We start from the raw sequence: 17659 nt of genomic DNA, 5'->3' as shown, positions 1-17659 counted from the left end.
GGTCAGCTCCGAGGCAGGAGGGCTGCGGTCGCTGCGCGGGCGAGGATGCTTTGAGTGGTGGCCGACAGGCCGAACCGGTTCCAGTGGAAGATCAGAACGTGGGTGAGGACGGCGCGCACCCCGCGGTCAAGCCTGCCCTCCGCCGCCGCGTGGCCGAACTGGCTGCCGGCGGCTTCGAACGCGGCGATCCAGGGCGCGGCGAACGCGACCGGACCGCCGGGCGCGAACAGCGCGCTGCCGGCCTGTGCGGGTACGGCCAGCAGGGTGCGCACGCTGGTGGCCAGTTCATCAACGCGCGCGACATCGGCATGCGAGGGTGCGGGGCGCAGCTGGGCCACCCGGTCGAAGACGTCGCCGCATTCGAACCGGTCCAGCCCGGCCGCGCGCAGCAGGGCGCTGATCAGCAGGACCGACAGTTCTCGGCGGCCCAGGCCCGGTGCGCTCTGGCGGGCGTAGTTCAGCACGCCGCGGCTGTCGGCGCAGAACAGGTCGTGGGCGGCGCACATTCCGGCCGGGCCGCCGAAGGCGGTGGTTTCGGGCTCGTACACGGTCGGCCACCAGCGGGTGAGCACCCCGGCTGCGGTCAGCTCGTCGAACACCCCGTCCACTTCTGCGGTGTCCGCGCCGCGCAGGCGAACCCGCCAGCAGGGGTGCTTGCGCAGGAACCACCATCCGGCCACGGCTCCACTGGCTTGGAGCTGGTCCAGGCCCGGCCCGAGCCGCGCCGCGCCGGCGCTCTCAGCGGTGCTCCAGTCGGGGAACTGAACGCGCAGCTGATACCACTGCTTGTCCGCGCGCCGCTCAAGGGCGGCGAGCCCGGCGGCTTGATACACCTGTAGGGCTTCGGCGAGGTCTGCGGGGTCGATGCCGCTGGCGGTCGCAGTGGACTCAAGGCTGGCGCCCGCGAGCACCGCGCCCACGCCTGCTGCGATCTGATAGGGCGGGGCGGCGGTCAGACGATCAGCAGGCATGCGTCCCATCCCGAGCGTGGCGGCGTGGTGTGCCGCGTGGTTTCCAGCGCCAGGCCCACCCCGGCGCCTCCAGTCAGCAACCCGGTCCCGATGCCGATGTCGTCGATGTCGTCGCTGTGGTTCTGAGTGGCGGTCGCGTACCTGGTCAGCGCGGCGGCCACCGCAGGAAGCCGTGCCCCGATCGTGGGACTCTGCGCGTCGCGGGCAGCCCGGTAGGCTGTCTGGTACACCCCGGCCATTCCGTGGCACAGTCCCATCTGGGTGATCCGGTGGAGCTGCCGGTCGGTCAGACAAGCGGCAAGGGCCTCCTCCGCAACCTTGCGACGGGTCGGATCGTTGGTGGCGATGGCGGCGAGCTGCTGGGCGCGGGCGATCCCGACCGCGCCATAGCACCAGGACGGTCGCCCGGGCCCGTCCTGGGCGAGGCGGCTGGTGCGCAGCTCCTGGCGGGTGACCCACTGCGGCCACCACGGCCCCTCAGCCGAGTCCTGCCGCCACCGGTCGAACCAGGCGCTCAGGTACTCGATCGCCTCGGTTTGGCCGTCGACCACATGGCCGCGTGCGGTGGCGAGTGCAAGCAGGGCGAGCAGGCCCGCCACGCCGTGCGCGATCCCGAAGTTCGCGTGCCCTCCGGGGGTCGGCAGGATCGGGTCCGGGTCGTGCGCCACCCACCATCCCGGCAGTTCAAGCCCATCCTGGTGGCGCGGCTGTGTCAACCGGGTGAGGTAGCGCAGGACGTCGGCGAGTGCGTCGCTGCCGGGCATATGACGCAGTAGCAGCGCGCCGATTCCCGTCAGCCCGTAGAACAGATCGTATTCGCCGAACGTTGCCGTCTCGCCGCGCTTCATCCGGCCTGCGGCGGTGGCCAGGCGCCGGTGAGCCAGGCGGAGTACGTACCCATCCAGGGTCGTGGCCGCCGCACGGTAGCGGGGACGCCCGTCCGAGGCTGCGGCGTGCAGCACAAAGGCGATGGCCGGCGCCCCGTAGAACAGTCCCGCGTGCTCGGCAGTGTCGATCGGCCCGGCCGCGGCCTGCTGGATTGCCGCGCGTGCGCTCGCCCAATCCCCGGAGCCGTTCAGGGCCCGCTCGATATGCAGCAGTGCGGCCCCGGCCATCCCGGTCGCCAGGGACTGGCCGGTCGCCTCGTCGGCGGTGAGCGCCACCAGGCCGGTGTTCACGCCGGGGTTCACCGGGCACCCGCCAGCGCCAGACGGCGCAGCGCGGCCGCGCGGGCCAGGCGGCCGGTCATCTTCTCAAACACCGGGTCGACGCCGAGAGCCCGCACGTGGTGCTCGTGCAGCAGGGTGCGCAGCACGGTGGCCGGGTCGCGCTGCTCGGCGAGCGCGCGATAGTAGCAGGTCAGCGCCGCATCCCGGGCGCGCCATGCGGCGGCCACCGCGTCGCCGCCCGGCGCAGCGCGGACGGCCTGGAAACCATCGGCGGGGTCGGCCAGGTGGAGTGCGTGGTCGCGGAGCGTCCGCTCCAACGGCCCACTGCCCTGTTTCAGGCACTGGATCAGCGCCCGGTATCCGGATTCGGTGTCCGGGGCGAAAGCCGCGGCCAGTTGCGCCATCGACGCGGCGGCCAGGGCTTGGCCGGGAAGCCCGGCGGCCTCAGCCATCGTGATCTGCGCGATGGCGGCCGCGGTGTCGGCGGCGAATACCTGCTCGGCCGCTGCCAGCGCTGGGCCTTCGCCGTAGCGGGCGAGATGTTGCGGGTAGGAGGCAAGGGTGAGCTGGGCGGGCAGGCCGCGCGCCTCCAGGTCGGCGGCGAAGCCGGCCAGGCGCGCGACCGCCGGTCCGTACTGGTCGGGGGAGGCAAGGCGCAGGAACAGGGCGAGGTGCTGATCGGTCTCGGGCCGGATCATGTCGCGGTGCCGCCGCACCCACCAGCGCTCGACCAGCCCGGGGAACTCGTCGACGAACGCGGGCAAGTGCGTGGTCAAGATCTGGTCGAACCGTGCGGGGTTGCCCACCAGTTGGGCGTGCACCAAAGCGGAGCCACCCGGCCGAAGGACAGCTCCCGGCGCTGCGGTTGCCGGGGGCCTGCGCTGCGGAGGGGTGATCGCGGTCATCGGGATCAGCAGCTCTGCCGGCCTCCCGATCCAGCTCTGACCGCCGGGCGCGCCGTCTTCTTGCAGCTCGATCCGCCCGGTTCTGTCCAACCGGGTCCGCAGGAGGGTGCGGTCCAGTCCCTGATCCAGGTCGAGCGGCAGACGCAGCTCCGCCAGGCACAACACGACCCTTGCCGGGACCCGCCACCGCTGCCGCCAGGAGTACAGCGCCGCATCCCAGGCTTCGCATGCCGAGGTGCCCAACAGGTCGGTGGAGGTGAGAATCCAACGGGCAGCGGCCAGCACGGTGCGCCGGTAGCGGATACGCGGAATGTAAGGCAGGGTACGGGCGGCACCGGGATCGAAGGGGCCGAATACCGCACTGCGTGCGTCAGCGACCTCGGCGAGGAACCGGGCCAGGGTCGGGCTCTGGAGGGAGGTGTCCAGCGCGTGCGGTATCCGGGGGACCACGCGCCGCCCGGTGGACCGCTGAACCAGATACATCTGGTCGGCGTCGGCGGTGACGGCCAAGTCCTCCACGCCGATCACGCCGTTATCAGGATGCTCCGACAGGGACACCACGTCGGGGACAAGCCGTGGGACGCGCACCACGTTCTCGTTGTGCGGTCGGCGAGGGGGGAAGGACAACTGCACCGCGACTTCGGCGTCCTCGTCGTCTGTGGTGAAGGACGCGGCCAACCGTTCGCGGTCGGCGTCGTCGAGCAGGTAGGCGAACCGTCCAGCCATGCTGGTATGAGCGCGGGGCGCGGCGATGACGCGCAGCTCGAACTCTCCGGCCTCAATCGCCTGGGTGGAGGTGGCGTGCAGTGTGACGCCGAGCTCGATGCGCTGTGGCGGCACGATGTCGGCGTGCTCGCCCACCGTCAGCGCCTGGACGTCGGCCTCGGTCAGCTCGATCTCCTCGGCCCCCTCCAGTACGGCCTTCTGGATGAGTTCCAGCAGAGCGGCGTCGCGCTCGGTCAGCACCCGCCAGCCGGGCCGGGCGCGCGGCGCGCCGAGGTACCCGCCGGGGTAACCGAGCCCGGAGTCGGCCACCAGTTCCCGCACCGGCACCACAGCGCCGGGCCCATAGCGGGTACGGAACCGGGCGTGGTAGTCCAGCCAAGCTGCGGAGCCGAACGGTTGAGTGGTCAGCCGCACCAGGACGCTGGCGACGCGTGCGGCCTCCGACAGCACGCGCTCGGCGATGGCGATCTGTGCGTCAAGCCGCACGTCGACGGCCAGCACGTGCCCGGCGCCGGGGGCGAGCGCGGTCATCTGTTCGGTGGCCGATACCCGGATCGCTGCGGCCTTCCCGGGGTCGGCGCAGGCGTTGTGGCGGGCCAGTTGCTCGCTGATCTCCTCCAGTCGGGATAGCAGCGCCGCGATGTCGGTCAGTCGTTCTCCGCCGGCTGCGCGCAGCGCGCCGATCAGGTGGGCCAACCCGTCGGCGGCCGTCATCGGCGGACGCAGGCTGGTGATCAGGATGCCCTGGTCGACCAGGCCGTGCAGCAAGGCGCGGACCTTGTCCGGTGAGGTGCCCGGGAACCGGGCGGCCAACTCCACGGCGAGCGCGTCGAACTGAATCGGCGAGGCGGCCCTGGCCAGCGCGAACTGCACGGGCCGGGTGTGGCGTACCGACGCATCACGCAAGGGCCCGGGAGTCCGGGCACCCACCTGTGCCCGCGCGGTCACGATGAAGCGGCCATCGCGCACAATCCCGGCGCTGTCGGCCATCACCATCAACCGCGCGCGCAACTCCAGGTGCCGCTCGACCTGGTCGATCAGCATCGTGAGCCACTCGGCGTCCGCCCGCACCACCGCCCGGTGCTCGGCGCCGACCTTCGCCATGGTGGGCCCGACCATGGCGGGGGCGACGCCGGCGAACAGCCCGAACGGGGTAGCGCGCCGCTGCCAGCGCAACAGGTAGGACGCGGCGGACACGATGGCACGGCGCAGCTCCTTGACGGGCGCCGGGCCGGTGCCTTCGGCGAGGAGTTGGTCAATGCGCGCCCCAAGGACGGGGCTGGCCATCCGCAGCGCCTCGCGTATCTCGCCGCGGGACCACAGCTTCGCCAGCCATGCCCGGCCTTCGTGCTCGATCGCGGCCGGGTCGGACACCTCCAGGTGCGTCGGCGGGTCCAGGTCGCCTGGGTCTGTCGTCGCGCGCACCATCACCAGGCCGGTGTGCTGGTAGCGCAGTGGTACGGTCACCGTGATCGCCTCCTCAGCCGGGGATGAACCGCGCCGCCGGCGCCAGACTCAGGCACCGGCGGCAGAGGGATGGTGGTTCAGACCGGGTCGTTGGAGCTGGTGCTGCACGCGCTGGTGCCGCACGTGCTGCCGCACCCGTCGTTGGTGTCACACATCATGATCACTAGAGGCGTGGTGGCCTCCACCACGCGCATGTCCAGCTCGAACTCCTCGTCGGCGGCGGCCGTGGAGTCCAGGGCCTCGGTGGCGTCGAGGGTCAGCGATGGAGCCATCGAATCACACTCCTCATTCCATAGGGGGTTGGGTGTGGTGCATCCTGGCCCGCGCGTGCGCGCGATTGCTCAGCCCACTGTGGGCCAGGAAATCGTGACCAGACCATGGGTTTTGTTGAGGACCGCCGAGCCGTCAGGAATCTGGGCGCGGTTGCTGCCAGTCGGCCAGAAGGCGAACGTGGGCGCCGGACTGTACCGGGCCTGCCGGTCCCATGCCTGGATCTGTTCGACCATCGCGGTCGCGGCCGCCTTGCCGTGCGCCCCGTAGGCGCGCGCCCCGAACTCCACTCCGGCGCCCTCCAGGGCCGGGCGCACCGCCAGGTAGGCGAAGGAGTCTCCCCGCACGACACCGAAGGGGAACCAGTTCCCCCGCTCCTGGTCCAGCTCGGTCCCCTTGTCGGCGGCCAGCTTGCAAAAGCCGGGCAGGAAACCGGCGAACCACAGGTGCAGGTCGGCGAACGACACCCCGTGATTGATCGTGACGGCGGACCACACCGCCGTACGTTCGGTCGCCAGCACCCCGTCCAGCAGGCCCGGCTCCTGCGGTACCCCGTCGTCGAACCGCAACTTGACGTTGCGGCCTTGGGCGTCAGGGAGCAGGAAGACCCGCTCGGAGTGCTCCCCGTCGCCCTGTATCGGGACGAACCCGCACACTTCGGCGGACGTACTTACCAGGTGGTCTCCCTGCTGGTGGAACGCGATCGAGCGGGTGATCCCGTTCATTCGCAGCGGCACGACGATCACTCCGTCCCCGGCCAGCTGTTCCAGCCAGGCCGACGGTATGTCCCACGCTCCGACCGTCACGATGATCGCGTCGAATGGCCCGGGCTCGGGGACACCGTGCTCGGCGTCGGCCAGCACGACCCGGACCCGGCTGCCGTACCCGGCCGCGTCCAGCAGGGCACTGGCCCGGGCGGTCACCTCCGGGTCGATGTCCACGCTGACGACACGACCCTCCGGGCCGACGACTTCGGCCAGCAGCGCGGCGTTGTAACCCCCGGATCCGACCTCCAGCACGCTCATGCCTGGCCCGATCTCCGCCTGCTCGATCATCCTGGCCTGGATGAACGGCGCGCTGATCGAGGAGGTGACCGCGCCGTGCTCGTCGGTCTTGGTCGTCACCGAGTCGTCGGCGTTGTAGGCGACCTCCAGCGATGTGCCGGCCGGAGCGAACTCGTGCCGCGGCACCACACGAAAGGCCCGTTCTACTACCGGCGACGTGATCAAGCCCTTGGCACGCAGCTTATCCGTCAGAGCATCGCGGATCTTCCCCGCTTGGTCGGAGTCTTCGGACATCTCAACCGTCTGAGTCATGCGGCACTCCCTGTCTTGATGTGTGCCGGTTTGGCAGGCCGACTGGCTTCTCGGGCCATCCTTCGGCCGCCGCCGTGGCGATCGGTGTCACGTAGAAGCCTTCTACCACTCAGCTACGACCGCTGGAGACCCGCTGTTCGACGAGGGGAACGACGCGCCGACCGCCTGCGAGCTGGTGGCCCTCGGCGAGCAGAGCGGCGAGCTTTTGGCTCAACCACGCCGGGTGCCGGCAGAACGTTCATGGCAGGGTCCGACGCGATCCGAGGCCGGGCAGATAGATGCGGGGCAATCACAGGGCGGTCCTCTCGGTGTTGCTGGACATCTCTCATCCAACTGCTCTGCCGAGGATCTGCCTTCCCCCAATCCGGAGGAGCACAGGGTCGTGCTGTCCCCCATATTGGGGGACAGCGTGACACGGCCCAAGACGCTACCGTTGAGGTGAGTCCTGCGAACATGCACGCGTGAAGGACGGTGAGATGACCGCAGCCGCACACCTCGGGCAGATTAAGGACCTGGCCCAGAGCCTGCGGCGCGAGAACACCCCGATCGACCAGATCGCCGCTGCCCTGTTCGAGCGTTTTGGCCTCACCTCGCTGGCCGCCTATCGGCATGCGAACGGTATGTCACAATCCCAAGCCGCCGACGCGTTCAACGCCCGATTCCCCGATCCGGTCGTCAAGACCGCGAAGAACATTTCCTACTGGGAGAAATGGGGCGGCCCTGGCACATCCCGTTCGGCTTCGGCACGCCCGCCGTCCATGCTGGATTTGCAGCGACTGGCCGGGCTATACGGGTGCCTGATCGACGACCTCTTAGTCGGGCCACGCCGACGCCCGGCCGGCTCCCCGGTCACCGTGCCCTACTCCGTCCTCAGCGACCTGCTCTCCGAACTGCCCATCCCGCCCGCCGGCCCGTACCCTGAAGACGTCGACGCCGTTGTGACACTCCATACCGGAATCGGCGAAGGGATCCTGATCTTGAAACTGACCCGGAGGGACTTCGCCGCCCTCATCGCCACCGGCGGACTGGCCGCGCTCCTGCCCGCCTCCTTCGCCCTCCCCGCATCGGCAGAAACCGGTCCCACCGGTCGCTTCCGCGCGACGCTCGCCGCGCACCAGGCCGGCCACCACCTCATGGCCCCCGCCCAGCACATCACCGCGCTGGTCGAAGCACTCCGCGACATCGACGCCCTCCTCGACGCCTCCGCCCCGGCCACCCAGACGGAACTACGCCTGGTCAAAGCCGAATTCGCCGAACACATCAGCTGGCTTCATCGCGAACGCGGCGACCTCACCCTTTGCCGACGCTGGTCCGAGCGGGCCACCAGCTGGGCGATCGCAGGTGGAGACACGGCCATGGCCGCCTACATGGTGCTCCGCAACGCCTCCGTAACTCTGGACGCCGGAGATCACCAAGGCGCGAACAACCTGGCCGAACGTGCCCGCACACTGTGGACAATCCCCCCTGCGCTGGAGGCTGTCGCACACCTCTACCAAGCACGTAGCAGCGCCGCTACCGGCATCATCGACACCGCGAAACTCGACGCCGCCGACGCGCTGCTCGCCCAGTCCGCCTCTCCCGACGAGCCTGCCTACCTGCGCTTCTACGGCCCCGGTTGGGCAGACCTGCAACGTGCCACCTGTTACATGGTCGGCGGACAGCCCGCCAATGCCATCACCATCCTCAACGCCCGTTTGACCGGTCTTCCGACCACCCACCATCGCGACCGCGCTCTGCACCTGGCCCGCATCGGCACCGCTCACGCCGCTACCGACACCCCCGACGCCGCCGCCATCGCTGCCCTTGCAGCCCTCTCCGAAGCCCACCGCGCTAGATCACTGCACGTCGTCGCTGAGCTCCGCCCCCTGCATACCCAGCTCACCCAAAGATGGCCTAACCAGCCCAAAGTCCGCGAGTTCGCCGAAGCTTTCACAACCGCCTGAACCCATCTGTGCCTCGCCCAGGCACTCTCCCGCAACTCGCTCCGCGAGCCCGTGCGCGCTGGCGCTGATCAACGTACTCGACGGGCGCCAGGCCATTCCAAAGGCCGGGCAACGCCGTGCTCCGCTCGCTGATCGAGAGCCTTTCAGGTCCCCGCGCGTCCGACTCTCGTCTGGCAGGGGACGGGGCTGTCTCGTAGCCGGGGCGCGACCGCCGATGCGCGCGGTGGTCCCAGGTCGTGGAACCACTTCGGCGGCTTGGATTTCTGTCGCTATTTAGCCCGATATATCAGCTTCTGCGATGAAACATACTCCCTCTCCCCATGCCACCTATCCAGATATAGGGTGTCACGTCTGCCCTATATGTACGTTTTGAGCGCCACCGCAAGGAACCCGCAATGACCACGACCGGCCCGGCCGTCGCCCCCCAGCCGCGCGGACGCCTCCGCACCGCAGCCCACCTCGCCCGCCGCCCCCGCGTACGCGCACTGCTGCTCTATGTCGGGTATATGCTGACGACCTTCGTCGCCGGCCTCGCCGTGAAGGCGATCGTGCCGCACTGGTCGGGGACGGCCCAGTCGCTCGTGACGATGATCCCTCTCGTCGTCCTGGTCACGGTGCTCGTGATGCGCTTCGGAGGATGGCACGCGGCCGGCTTCACCCCGCCGCGGCAGTGGCGCGACCTGCGCCTGCTCGTCCTCCCGGCCCTCCTCGTCTTCACCCCGCTGGTGGCGGGCTTCGCTCCCGTCGAGCCCGGGTTGCTGACCATGCTCGTGGTCGGATACGCCCTCACCGGCTTCATGGAAGAGGCCATGTGGCGTGGCGTCATCCCCCACGTGCTGCGTCCGACAGGGGTCTTGAGCTCCGCCCTGCTCGGCTCGGCGCTGTTCGGCGCCGCCCACCTGAGCAACATCCTCTTCCGCGAGAACCCCGCCCTCGTCGCCTCGCAGGCGGTCGGCGCGTTCTGCTTCGGCGTCGGCTACGCCGCGCTCCGCCATCGGACCGGCACCATCTGGCCGCTCATGGTCCTGCACATGGCCACCGACCTGTTCGCCGCCACAGGAGCGGTCCCGAAGATCCCCATCCTGGTCGCCCAGGACGTCATCCTCCTGGTCTTCGGCCTCATCCTCCTGCGCCGCCCCAGGACCCCTGCGAACGACGCCGCGCCCCCCTAAGCTGACCGGACGGCGCGCGAGCCGAGCGGACCGCGAGAGGCCCGCCCTGTGCGAAAAGCCCGCGCCGGCACTGACGCCCCCTGAAAGAGAAGGCCATGGCTGAGCGACGCCTGCTCATGGACATCCGGCCCCTGAAGGAGTCACCCGCCTTCCGGCGGTTATGGGCGGGGTCGACGCTGTCGGCGGTCGGCGGTCAGATGACGAGCTTCGCGGTCGTCCTGCAGGTGTACGTCCTCACCGGCTCCGCGATCGCCGTCGGCGCGGTCGGCCTCGCCTCGGCCCTGCCCGCGATCGTGTTCGGGCTGGCCGGAGGGTCGCTCATCGACGCCTTCGACCGCCGGAAGCTGGTGCTGGTCACCAGCGGTTGCCTGGCCGGAGTGTCGGCCGTGCTCGCGGTGCAGGCGTTCATGGACCTCGACCAGTTGTGGCTGCTGTACTGCCTGGTCGCGGTCCAGTCCGTGCTGAGCGCCGTGAACGGTCCCGCGAGAAGCACCTTCCTGCCGCGGCTGCTCACGGCCGAACGGGTTCCCGCCGGAGCCGCGCTCAATATGTTCACCTTCCACTTCAGCGCGACGATCGGCCCCGCTCTGGCCGGGGTGATAGCCGCCGCAGGAGGGTTGAAGCTGTGTTACCTCGTCGACATGCTCAGCTTCGCCGCGGCCCTGTACGGGATCGCCCGGCTGCCGGCCATGCCGCCCGAGGGCGGCGGCACGCGGCCCAGCCTGCGAGCGGTCGGCGAGGGGCTGCGGTTCATCGGCCGTAACCGGATCCTCGGCGGAGCGTTCCTCGCCGACATGAACGCCACGATCCTCGGGATGCCCTTCGCGCTCTTTCCCGTGATCAACGCCGAGCGCTTCGGTGGTGCGGCGGAGACGCTCGGCCTGCTCACCTCCGCGGTCGCGGTCGGCGGCATCCTCGGCACGGCACTGTCCGGATGGGTCGGGCAGGTGTCCCGCCAAGGACTGGCCATCCTTGCCGCCGGCGCCGTCTGGGGCGCCGGTCTCGCCGGCTTCGGCCTGGCCCACGACCTGTGGCTCGCCCTCGCCCTGCTCGCCGTCGCCGGCGCCGCCGACGTGCTCAGCGTGGTGTTCCGCACGACCATCGTCCAGGTCGCCACGCCCGACCGCTATCGCGGGAGGGTCAGCGCGGCCAACCACGTCGTCGGCGTGGGCTGCCCGGAGCTCGGGAACTTCCGCGCCGGCGCGGTCGGATCGCTGGTGTCCCCGACCTTCAGCGCCGTGAGCGGTGGCCTGACCACCATCGCCGGCGCCGCCCTCATCGGCCTGACCTTGCCCGCCTTCGCCCGCTACCAGGCCCGGCCCGCCTCCGAGCCCGAGGAGACGAAGGCCACGGAGCACCGGCCGTCCTGACGCCGGTCCCTGCCCGTCGCGTGGCGGATCTGCGTCCATCCGCGATCGAAGGTGCCACATCTGGTAGGGATTGCACATGTCTCACCTGGCCCCCCTCCGCGCCGAAGACCCCGAGCAGCTCGGTGGCTACCGGCTGGAGGGACGGCTCGGAAGGGGCGGCCAGGGGGTCGTGTTCCTCGGCCGCTCCCCCAACGATTCCCCCGTCGCGGTGAAGCTGATGCACTCACGGCTGGACGAGGAGAAGTCGCGCCGCCGGTTCATCGGCGAGGTCGAGGCGGTGCGGCGGGTGGCGCCGTTCTGCACCGCCCAGGTGCTGGACGCCGACCTCGACGGCGACCGGCCGTACATCGTCAGCGAGTACGTGGACGGCCTCTCGCTCCAGCAGCACATCACGACGGAGGGCCCCCGTACGGGCGGCTCGCTCGACCGCCTGGCCGTCGGCACCGCCACCGCGCTGGCGGCCATCCACGGCGCGGGCGTCGTCCATCGTGACTTCAAGCCGGGGAACGTCCTGCTCGGCCCCGACGGGCCGCGCGTCATCGACTTCGGCGTATCGCGGCTGATGAACACCACGGCCACCACGGGGAGGGTGCCGATCGGCACGCCCGCCTACCTGTCGCCGGAACAGCTCAAGGGTGAGCGCGCCGGGCCCTCGGCGGACATGTTCGGATGGGCTCTCACGGTCGCCTTCACCGCCAGCGGCCGGCACGCGTACGCCGCCGACTCCTTCGAGGCGACCCTGGGCCGCATCCTGTTCGGCGAGGCCGACCTCGACGCGCTCACCGGGCCCCTGCGCGAAATCGTGGTCGCCTGCCTGGCCGAGGACCCGTCCCTGCGGCCGAGCGCCGATGATGTGCTGCGTCGCCTCCTCGGCCAGGGTGCGGCGCCCCTCCCGGCCCAGTCGCCCGGCGAGGTGCTGGAAACCGGCGCCTCCCTGGCCTCACAGCCCCCCTCCACCGTGGACGACGGCCCGGCGACACTCCCCTTCACCCCCGAAGACGACCACCACCCCGTCACCCCGGCCGAGGCCCCCCACCAGGGCCCCTCAACGCTCACCTTCACCCCGTTGGAACCCGGCCACGACGGCCCCTCGACCCTGACCTTCACCCCCGAGGACGACCACCACCAGGGCCCCTCGACCCTCACCTTCGCACCGCGGACCGCCGGTCACGAGGGTTTGGCCACCGTCACCTCAGGGCGGGAGGTAGGCGGTCATGGCCACCCGGAGACCAGCCCCGGTCTCGCGGCCCGTCCGGCCACCAGGTGGCGCGCACTCGTCGCCGTGGTCGCCGTCCTCTCGGCCGCGGCGATCGGGGTCACGCTGTGGGCGGCGGACCTCGTCACTACGAGGGACGCCTCTCCGGGTGCGCCCGCCGGCTTCACGTACGCGGGCCGGTGGACCGGCAGCGCCCAGCATCCGACCGCCGGGCGGGTGTTCCCCGTGGAGATCTGGCTGAAGGGCGCCACAGGGCCGGGGACCATGCGGTGGGGTGCGGACCTGCACTGCACGGGCCGGCTGACCAGGCTCGAAGGACAGGCCACGACGGCGGCCTTCCGGCTCGACCAGGTGCGGGGCGACCAGTGCTACCCCAGCACGGTGGAGATCTCCCCCGAGGGTTCCGACCAGGTGGCCTTCAGCGTCACCCGACCGGGCGAGACATCCTCCCGCTACACCGGCACCGCCTCCCGATCCTCCTGACCACGCCCACCCGTGCCCCCGTCCCCGGCCGCGTCTCAGAAACCGACGTCGACGCAGGCGAGGCGGGCGCCCGCCTGGCCGGCGTGACCTGCTCCGGTGTGGGTGTGCTCGGCATGGATCACGACCGACTGCGGATGCCGGTCGGTGAACTTCCTGTCCATCGCCGCGCGCGACGATCCATTGCCCTGGGCATCGGTCGTGAAGTCCAGCCAGATCTCGTTACGCGCGTTCGCGTACTTGGGGTCGGTGGAGGGAGTGACGGGATCCTGCGTGTGCTGGTAGTGCGGCCCCGCGTCGTCGCCCTTCGCTCCGCACTTGTTGTTGTGCACGTGCGCGCCGTACTTGCGGTTCGGAAGAAGCCCATGCGCCTTCAACTGCACGTAAGCGAGCGCGTCCCCCGAGGCCACGTACGCCACGGCCGCCGCGGCACCGGCGGGAACGAGTTTCTGGTCGTAGGTGACGGCCACCTGCCCCGGCACATACGCCCCAAATCTCCCCAGCGCCAGTACCGGCTCCGAACCAGTGCTCACAGGCTCCGCCTGAGCTTTCGCGACCAAGGCGCCCGTATCAAGCAACGCCAACGGCAGCAACATGGCCGCGACCCCATTGCGCACCACCATTATGAGATCTCCCCCGCTTTATTCAGACCGCCCCTTCGGCAGCATTTTCAGATATACCCGACATCGGGCTAATTTCAGCCAATACCACGCTAAAAGTACGCAATCACCAGCCACGTCGACCAGAGGCCACCCCCGGACCCTTCCGAGCGCTCCACCCCTGGAATGGACATCGACGATCGCGGGAACCCCGATCGACCAGCCCCAGCGAACGCACCGGCAACGACACCCTGGCGATCAAGCCCACCCGATCCGGAGCGACGGCGGCATCGGATCAGGACCGACTCATGGTCTTACAGGCGAACCTCGCGTCAGAACGCCGCGGCAGCGATGACAGATCAACCAGGCAATATACCCAGGTACCAAATTTCGGCAATCCACAAGACACAATATCGGGCGCCGCTTACTCCCCCAAACCTAGGCAGTGCCAAACCCGACGGCCAGCGGCAGCAATGCGTTCGTACGAGTGCGCATACAGAACATTCCACTACAAGGCGGCTAATTAGCCCCTGCGGGAGCCCTGGAATCCAGGGCATTAGCGGCAATCGAGCACACCATCGCAATCTTCTGTGTCAAGGTTGATCCTTTGACTTCTACTGAAGACAAGCGGCCCCCCAGGAGGTACAGTTTTGACTGTACAGCGAAGCGCGTGTCCCGATTGCGGTCGCATCTACTACGAACGGGGGTCGGCCAAGATGATCGAGGCGGCACGCACCCGTGAAGGAGAGGCCAGGGCCGACGCGTTCATCGCGAGGCTCGAAAAATCGCGCAGCCAGAAGGACGCGAAACGGCTCGCCGATATCCTCGTGAGATTCGAGCGATATGCATACACAGGCTCGCTCGCCATTCCTCGTGAGCTCAACGACCTTCGTGATGGCATAAAGAGATAAAAGCGGGCGATGTCCGGCTGCCATTTTTCGACGTCCCCGCCTCCCCTGCCAACGCCATCCGTATCACCAGCGGGTTCCTCAAGAGGTCGTTGAAGACACCGAGGATGCATATAGACGAGGCCATCTGGGTGAGGAAGGAGGATCTGGCGTCGTGAGAAACCTGTATGAGCGGTTCGCGGCCACCACAAGGGGTGCCAGAGCTCTGGCAGCGGCCCGGCTCCGTCATGAAGTTCTCTCGATTCTCCATCAGGCCCTGGAGTTGTTCGGGGGTTCGCAGAGTGATCTCGCCAAGCGGCTCGGGTTTCGTCGTTCGGCCGTAAACCAGGTCTTCCGCGGAGACGGAAACCTCCGGATAGACACCCTCGCGGACTACCTGCACGCCATGGGGTTCGAAGCGGACATCCGACTGGTGCCCGCGGGTGAGCCACGACGCGCCGCGGTCGAGCAACGTGCCGTACGCCCGGTGAGCCACGATTGGCGCGTCAAGCGCCCTCAGGCCACCTCATCCGGCGTCTTCCTGACGGGCGAGGCCGAGGGGCGCCCCCTGCTGATCCAATGGAAGTCGGCACCCATCGGAAGCACGGAGAGCATCCGGCTGGAGGCCGAAGTACACCCCATGGATCCACGAGTTCCCTCTCCGGACCAGTACATCTCTCTCGGCACGAGCTCGCTGGTGACGTGATGAGCGAGCACGCGGGAGAAGACCCCGCCGATCTCGTCAAGAGGATCAGCGACCGCGTCGAGTTGCAGGACATCGCGCCCGTGGCCTTCTCCGGGGAGAGGCTGAAGCCTGGGAGCGGGTCCAGGCTTCAGCTGGAGCTCCGCGCGGCGGCCGCCACCGCCGACGGCTCCCTTTCCTACAAGTTCGACCTGACCGGCGAGGTCCTGGACGACGATGACGAGACCGTTGTCACGTTCGCCATATCGATGGTGGTGACCTACGGCCCCCGTGACTCCGGCCGGGAGGCCGCGTTCACCGAAGGCACCCCCTCGCTAAAGGTGTTCGGTGACCAGGTTGCCTGGGTGGAGGTGTACCCCTACATGCGTGAGGGACTGCAGACGGTCCTGGGCCGCCTGCGCGTACACGGCTTCCAGTTGCCGATGCTCCGTCCTGCCCGTGGCCTCAAACCGGATGTCACCGGCTAGGAAGAGACCCCGCACCTTTCCCTTTCGGTTCGCGCGGACCGGGACCCCGATCAAACACGCAAGGCGTACGCCGTCTGCGCTGTGGTGGTGAAGAACTGTTCGCGCTCGTTCTCACTGAGGGCGGTGGTGAGCGCGCGGGCCAGGTCGGTCACCTGTCCGTACGATGCGGCGAGTTCGCAGACGGGCCAGTCTGAGCCGAACATCACGCGGTCGGGGCCGAAGCACGACAGCACGTGGTCGGCGTAGGGGGCGACGCGGGGGGAGTCCCAGTCGGTCCAGGTGGCCTCGGTGACCAGGCCGGACAGCTTGCAGGTCACGTTGGGCGACTCGGCGATGGCCTTGATCCCGCTCGCCCACGGCTCGGTGGCGCCCGACGCGATCGGGGGCTTGGCCGCGTGGTCGAGCACGAAGCGGACCCCCGGCAGGTCCCTGACGATCTCTATGGCCGCCGGGAGCTGCGGCGTGAGCACGAGCAGGTCGTACGCGAGCCCGGCCTGACCCACCGCACGGATGCCGTGCCGTACGTCCGGGCGGGAGAGCCACGCGGGATCCGGCTCGTCCTGCACGGCGTGCCGGATGCCGGCCAGCAGGTCGCCGCCCGGGCCGGTGCGCAGCCGCATGAGCTCGTCGGCGACGCCGGGATCGGTCAGGTCCACCCACCCGACGACCCCCGCTATCAGCCCGCCCGACGCGGCGGCGGTCGCCAGGAACTCCTCGGTCTCCTCGGCCGAGCTGGTCGTCTGGACCAGAACCGTGCGTTCGACGCCCGCCGCCGTGGTCTCGCGCCGCAGGTCGTCGATGCCGTACGGCCTGCGCAGCGGCGCGAGCGCCTCGCCCGCCATCCACGGGTACTCGCGGCGCGTGGTGTCCCACAGGTGGTGGTGCGCGTCGATCATCGATGGGTCTCCATGGTCGGGTCGGCGATCATCGGTGGGGGTGCGTGGCCGGGGCGGGGATCAGGGATTCGTCGGCGAGGGCGGTCCACAGGGCGGCGGGGACCGGGGTCGTGGCCAGGGCGGCGTTGCGCTCGACCTCCTTGGCCGATCGGGCGCCGGCGACCACGCAGGTCACGGCCGGGTGCCGCGCGGGGAAGGCCAGGGCCGCCTGCGGGAGCGTCACGTCGTACCGCTCGCAGACGGCGGCGATGCGCCGTGTCCGCTCGACCAGGTCACTCGGCGCGGGCCCGTAGTCGTACGTGCCTGTGGCGTCGTGCGTGGCGAGCAGCCCGCTGTTGAACACCGCCGCCGCGAACACCGACACACCGCGCGCCTCGCAGAGTGGCAGCAGTTCCGCCGCGCCCGACTGGTCGAGCAGGGTGTAGCGCCCGGCGAGCATGACCAGGTCGAGGTCGGTCTCCTTGACAAAGCGCGCCGGGAGCTCCCATTGGTTCATGCCGACCCCGATCGCCTTGATCACGCCCTCGTCGCGGAGCTCGGCCAGCGCCGGGTAGGCCTCGCCGGCCGCCTCCGCCCAGTGGTCGTCGGGGTCGTGGATCAGGACGATGTCGAGCGAGTCGTGTCCCAGGCGTTCGAGACTCTCGTCGATCGAGCGGCGTACCCCGTCGCGGGAGAAGTCCCAGACCCTGCGGTATGCCGCGGGCACGTCGAATCCCTGGTCGTCGCGCCCGCCGGCCGAGAAGGGCACCAGCAGCCTGCCCACCTTGGTGGACAGCGTGTACGCCTCACGCGGCCTGTCGCGGAGCGCGGCGCCGAGACGGCGCTCGGAGAGCCCGAGCCCGTAGTGCGGGGCGGTGTCGAAGTAGCGGACCCCGGCGGCCCAGGCCGCCTCGACCGTCTCCCCGGCCTGTTCGTCGCTGATCGCCGAGAACAGGTTGCCGATCGGCGCGGTGCCAAGCCCGAACGCGGTCACCCGGGCTCCCCGGCCGACGATCCCGTGCTCCACTCACGTCTCCTTCGTCATCGGACCGGCCTCCACGAGCGGCATCCATCGGATCCCGGCCTGAGCCGGGTGCGCAGGGCGAGGCACTGCGTCACGACG

Annotated in this window: 15 protein-coding genes; 7 read left to right on the top strand and 8 right to left on the bottom strand. The window is 69.8% G+C overall.

All coding sequences use genetic code 11. The annotated features are described in order from the left end of the window. Nucleotides 1–2 precede the first annotated feature (2 nt). The 5 genes from ACGFIV_RS22305 to fxlM form a co-directional block, all read right to left on the bottom strand. A complete protein-coding gene (locus ACGFIV_RS22305; RefSeq protein WP_358548003.1) occupies nucleotides 3–971 on the bottom strand; it encodes a thiopeptide-type bacteriocin biosynthesis protein in 969 nt (322 codons plus the stop codon). Beyond that, nucleotides 953–2149, bottom strand: a complete 1197-nt coding sequence (locus ACGFIV_RS22300; protein ID WP_358548000.1) for a lanthionine synthetase C family protein — start codon at nucleotides 2147–2149, stop codon at nucleotides 953–955. Before ACGFIV_RS22300 ends, ACGFIV_RS22305 begins: the two co-directional genes overlap by 19 nt. A gap of 8 nt (nucleotides 2150–2157) precedes the next feature. Further along, nucleotides 2158–5238, bottom strand: coding sequence for a lantibiotic dehydratase (locus ACGFIV_RS22295; RefSeq protein WP_358547998.1), 3081 nt, complete (start codon nucleotides 5236–5238; stop codon nucleotides 2158–2160). Between the two features lie 77 nt (nucleotides 5239–5315). Beyond that, nucleotides 5316–5510 carry an FxLD family lanthipeptide gene (locus ACGFIV_RS22290; RefSeq protein ID WP_358547995.1) on the bottom strand — a complete coding sequence of 65 codons (195 nt, stop codon included), beginning with the start codon at nucleotides 5508–5510 and terminating at the stop codon, nucleotides 5316–5318. A 69-nt stretch (nucleotides 5511–5579) separates the two neighbouring features. Continuing rightward, a complete protein-coding gene (gene fxlM / locus ACGFIV_RS22285) occupies nucleotides 5580–6824 on the bottom strand; it encodes a methyltransferase, FxLD system (RefSeq protein ID WP_358547993.1) in 1245 nt (414 codons plus the stop codon). Between the two features lie 461 nt (nucleotides 6825–7285). Here fxlM and ACGFIV_RS22280 point away from each other — a divergent pair, with 461 nt between their 5' ends. From ACGFIV_RS22280 to ACGFIV_RS22265, 4 genes are all read left to right on the top strand, one after another. Further along, entirely contained in the window at nucleotides 7286–8767 is a 1482-nt protein-coding gene (locus ACGFIV_RS22280) for a hypothetical protein (RefSeq protein ID WP_358547991.1), read from the top strand. A gap of 395 nt (nucleotides 8768–9162) precedes the next feature. Further along, nucleotides 9163–9939 carry a CPBP family intramembrane glutamic endopeptidase gene (locus ACGFIV_RS22275; RefSeq protein WP_392837391.1) on the top strand — a complete coding sequence of 259 codons (777 nt, stop codon included), beginning with the start codon at nucleotides 9163–9165 and terminating at the stop codon, nucleotides 9937–9939. Nucleotides 9940–10034: 95 nt separating this feature from the next. After that, nucleotides 10035–11309, top strand: coding sequence for an MFS transporter (locus ACGFIV_RS22270; protein WP_392837389.1), 1275 nt, complete (start codon nucleotides 10035–10037; stop codon nucleotides 11307–11309). 76 nt (nucleotides 11310–11385) lie between these two features. Continuing rightward, on the top strand, nucleotides 11386–13008 hold the full coding sequence (locus ACGFIV_RS22265; RefSeq protein WP_392837387.1) for a serine/threonine-protein kinase: 1623 nt from the start codon (nucleotides 11386–11388) through the stop codon (nucleotides 13006–13008). A gap of 35 nt (nucleotides 13009–13043) precedes the next feature. Here ACGFIV_RS22265 and ACGFIV_RS22260 read toward each other — a convergent pair whose 3' ends face one another. Beyond that, nucleotides 13044–13628: a superoxide dismutase family protein gene (locus ACGFIV_RS22260; protein WP_358547979.1), complete on the bottom strand. Its 585-nt coding sequence runs from the start codon at nucleotides 13626–13628 to the stop codon at nucleotides 13044–13046. Nucleotides 13629–14320: 692 nt separating this feature from the next. Between ACGFIV_RS22260 and ACGFIV_RS22255 the strand changes: the two genes are divergently transcribed. The 3 genes from ACGFIV_RS22255 (at nucleotide 14321) to ACGFIV_RS22245 (ending at nucleotide 15661) form a co-directional block, all read left to right on the top strand. Then, on the top strand, nucleotides 14321–14515 hold the full coding sequence (locus tag ACGFIV_RS22255; RefSeq protein ID WP_358547976.1) for a hypothetical protein: 195 nt from the start codon (nucleotides 14321–14323) through the stop codon (nucleotides 14513–14515). A gap of 151 nt (nucleotides 14516–14666) precedes the next feature. Continuing rightward, nucleotides 14667–15197 (top strand): helix-turn-helix transcriptional regulator, encoded by a 531-nt coding sequence (locus ACGFIV_RS22250; RefSeq protein WP_358547973.1) that lies wholly within the window; start codon nucleotides 14667–14669, stop codon nucleotides 15195–15197. Then, nucleotides 15197–15661 carry a hypothetical protein gene (locus ACGFIV_RS22245; protein ID WP_358547971.1) on the top strand — a complete coding sequence of 155 codons (465 nt, stop codon included), beginning with the start codon at nucleotides 15197–15199 and terminating at the stop codon, nucleotides 15659–15661. The genes ACGFIV_RS22250 and ACGFIV_RS22245 overlap by 1 nt, the downstream gene beginning before the upstream one ends. Nucleotides 15662–15711: 50 nt before the next feature. Here ACGFIV_RS22245 and ACGFIV_RS22240 read toward each other — a convergent pair whose 3' ends face one another. Together ACGFIV_RS22240 and ACGFIV_RS22235 are read right to left on the bottom strand one after the other, a co-directional pair. Further along, a complete protein-coding gene (locus ACGFIV_RS22240) occupies nucleotides 15712–16557 on the bottom strand; it encodes an amidohydrolase family protein (protein WP_358547968.1) in 846 nt (281 codons plus the stop codon). 28 nt (nucleotides 16558–16585) lie between these two features. Further along, nucleotides 16586–17563, bottom strand: a complete 978-nt coding sequence (locus ACGFIV_RS22235) for an aldo/keto reductase (RefSeq protein ID WP_358547966.1) — start codon at nucleotides 17561–17563, stop codon at nucleotides 16586–16588. Nucleotides 17564–17659 lie beyond the last annotated feature (96 nt).

The organism is Sphaerisporangium sp. NPDC049003, from assembly GCF_043197795.1.
In the GTDB taxonomy this organism is placed as follows: domain Bacteria; phylum Actinomycetota; class Actinomycetes; order Streptosporangiales; family Streptosporangiaceae; genus Sphaerisporangium.
This window is presented reverse-complemented; position numbering and strand designations above follow the sequence as displayed.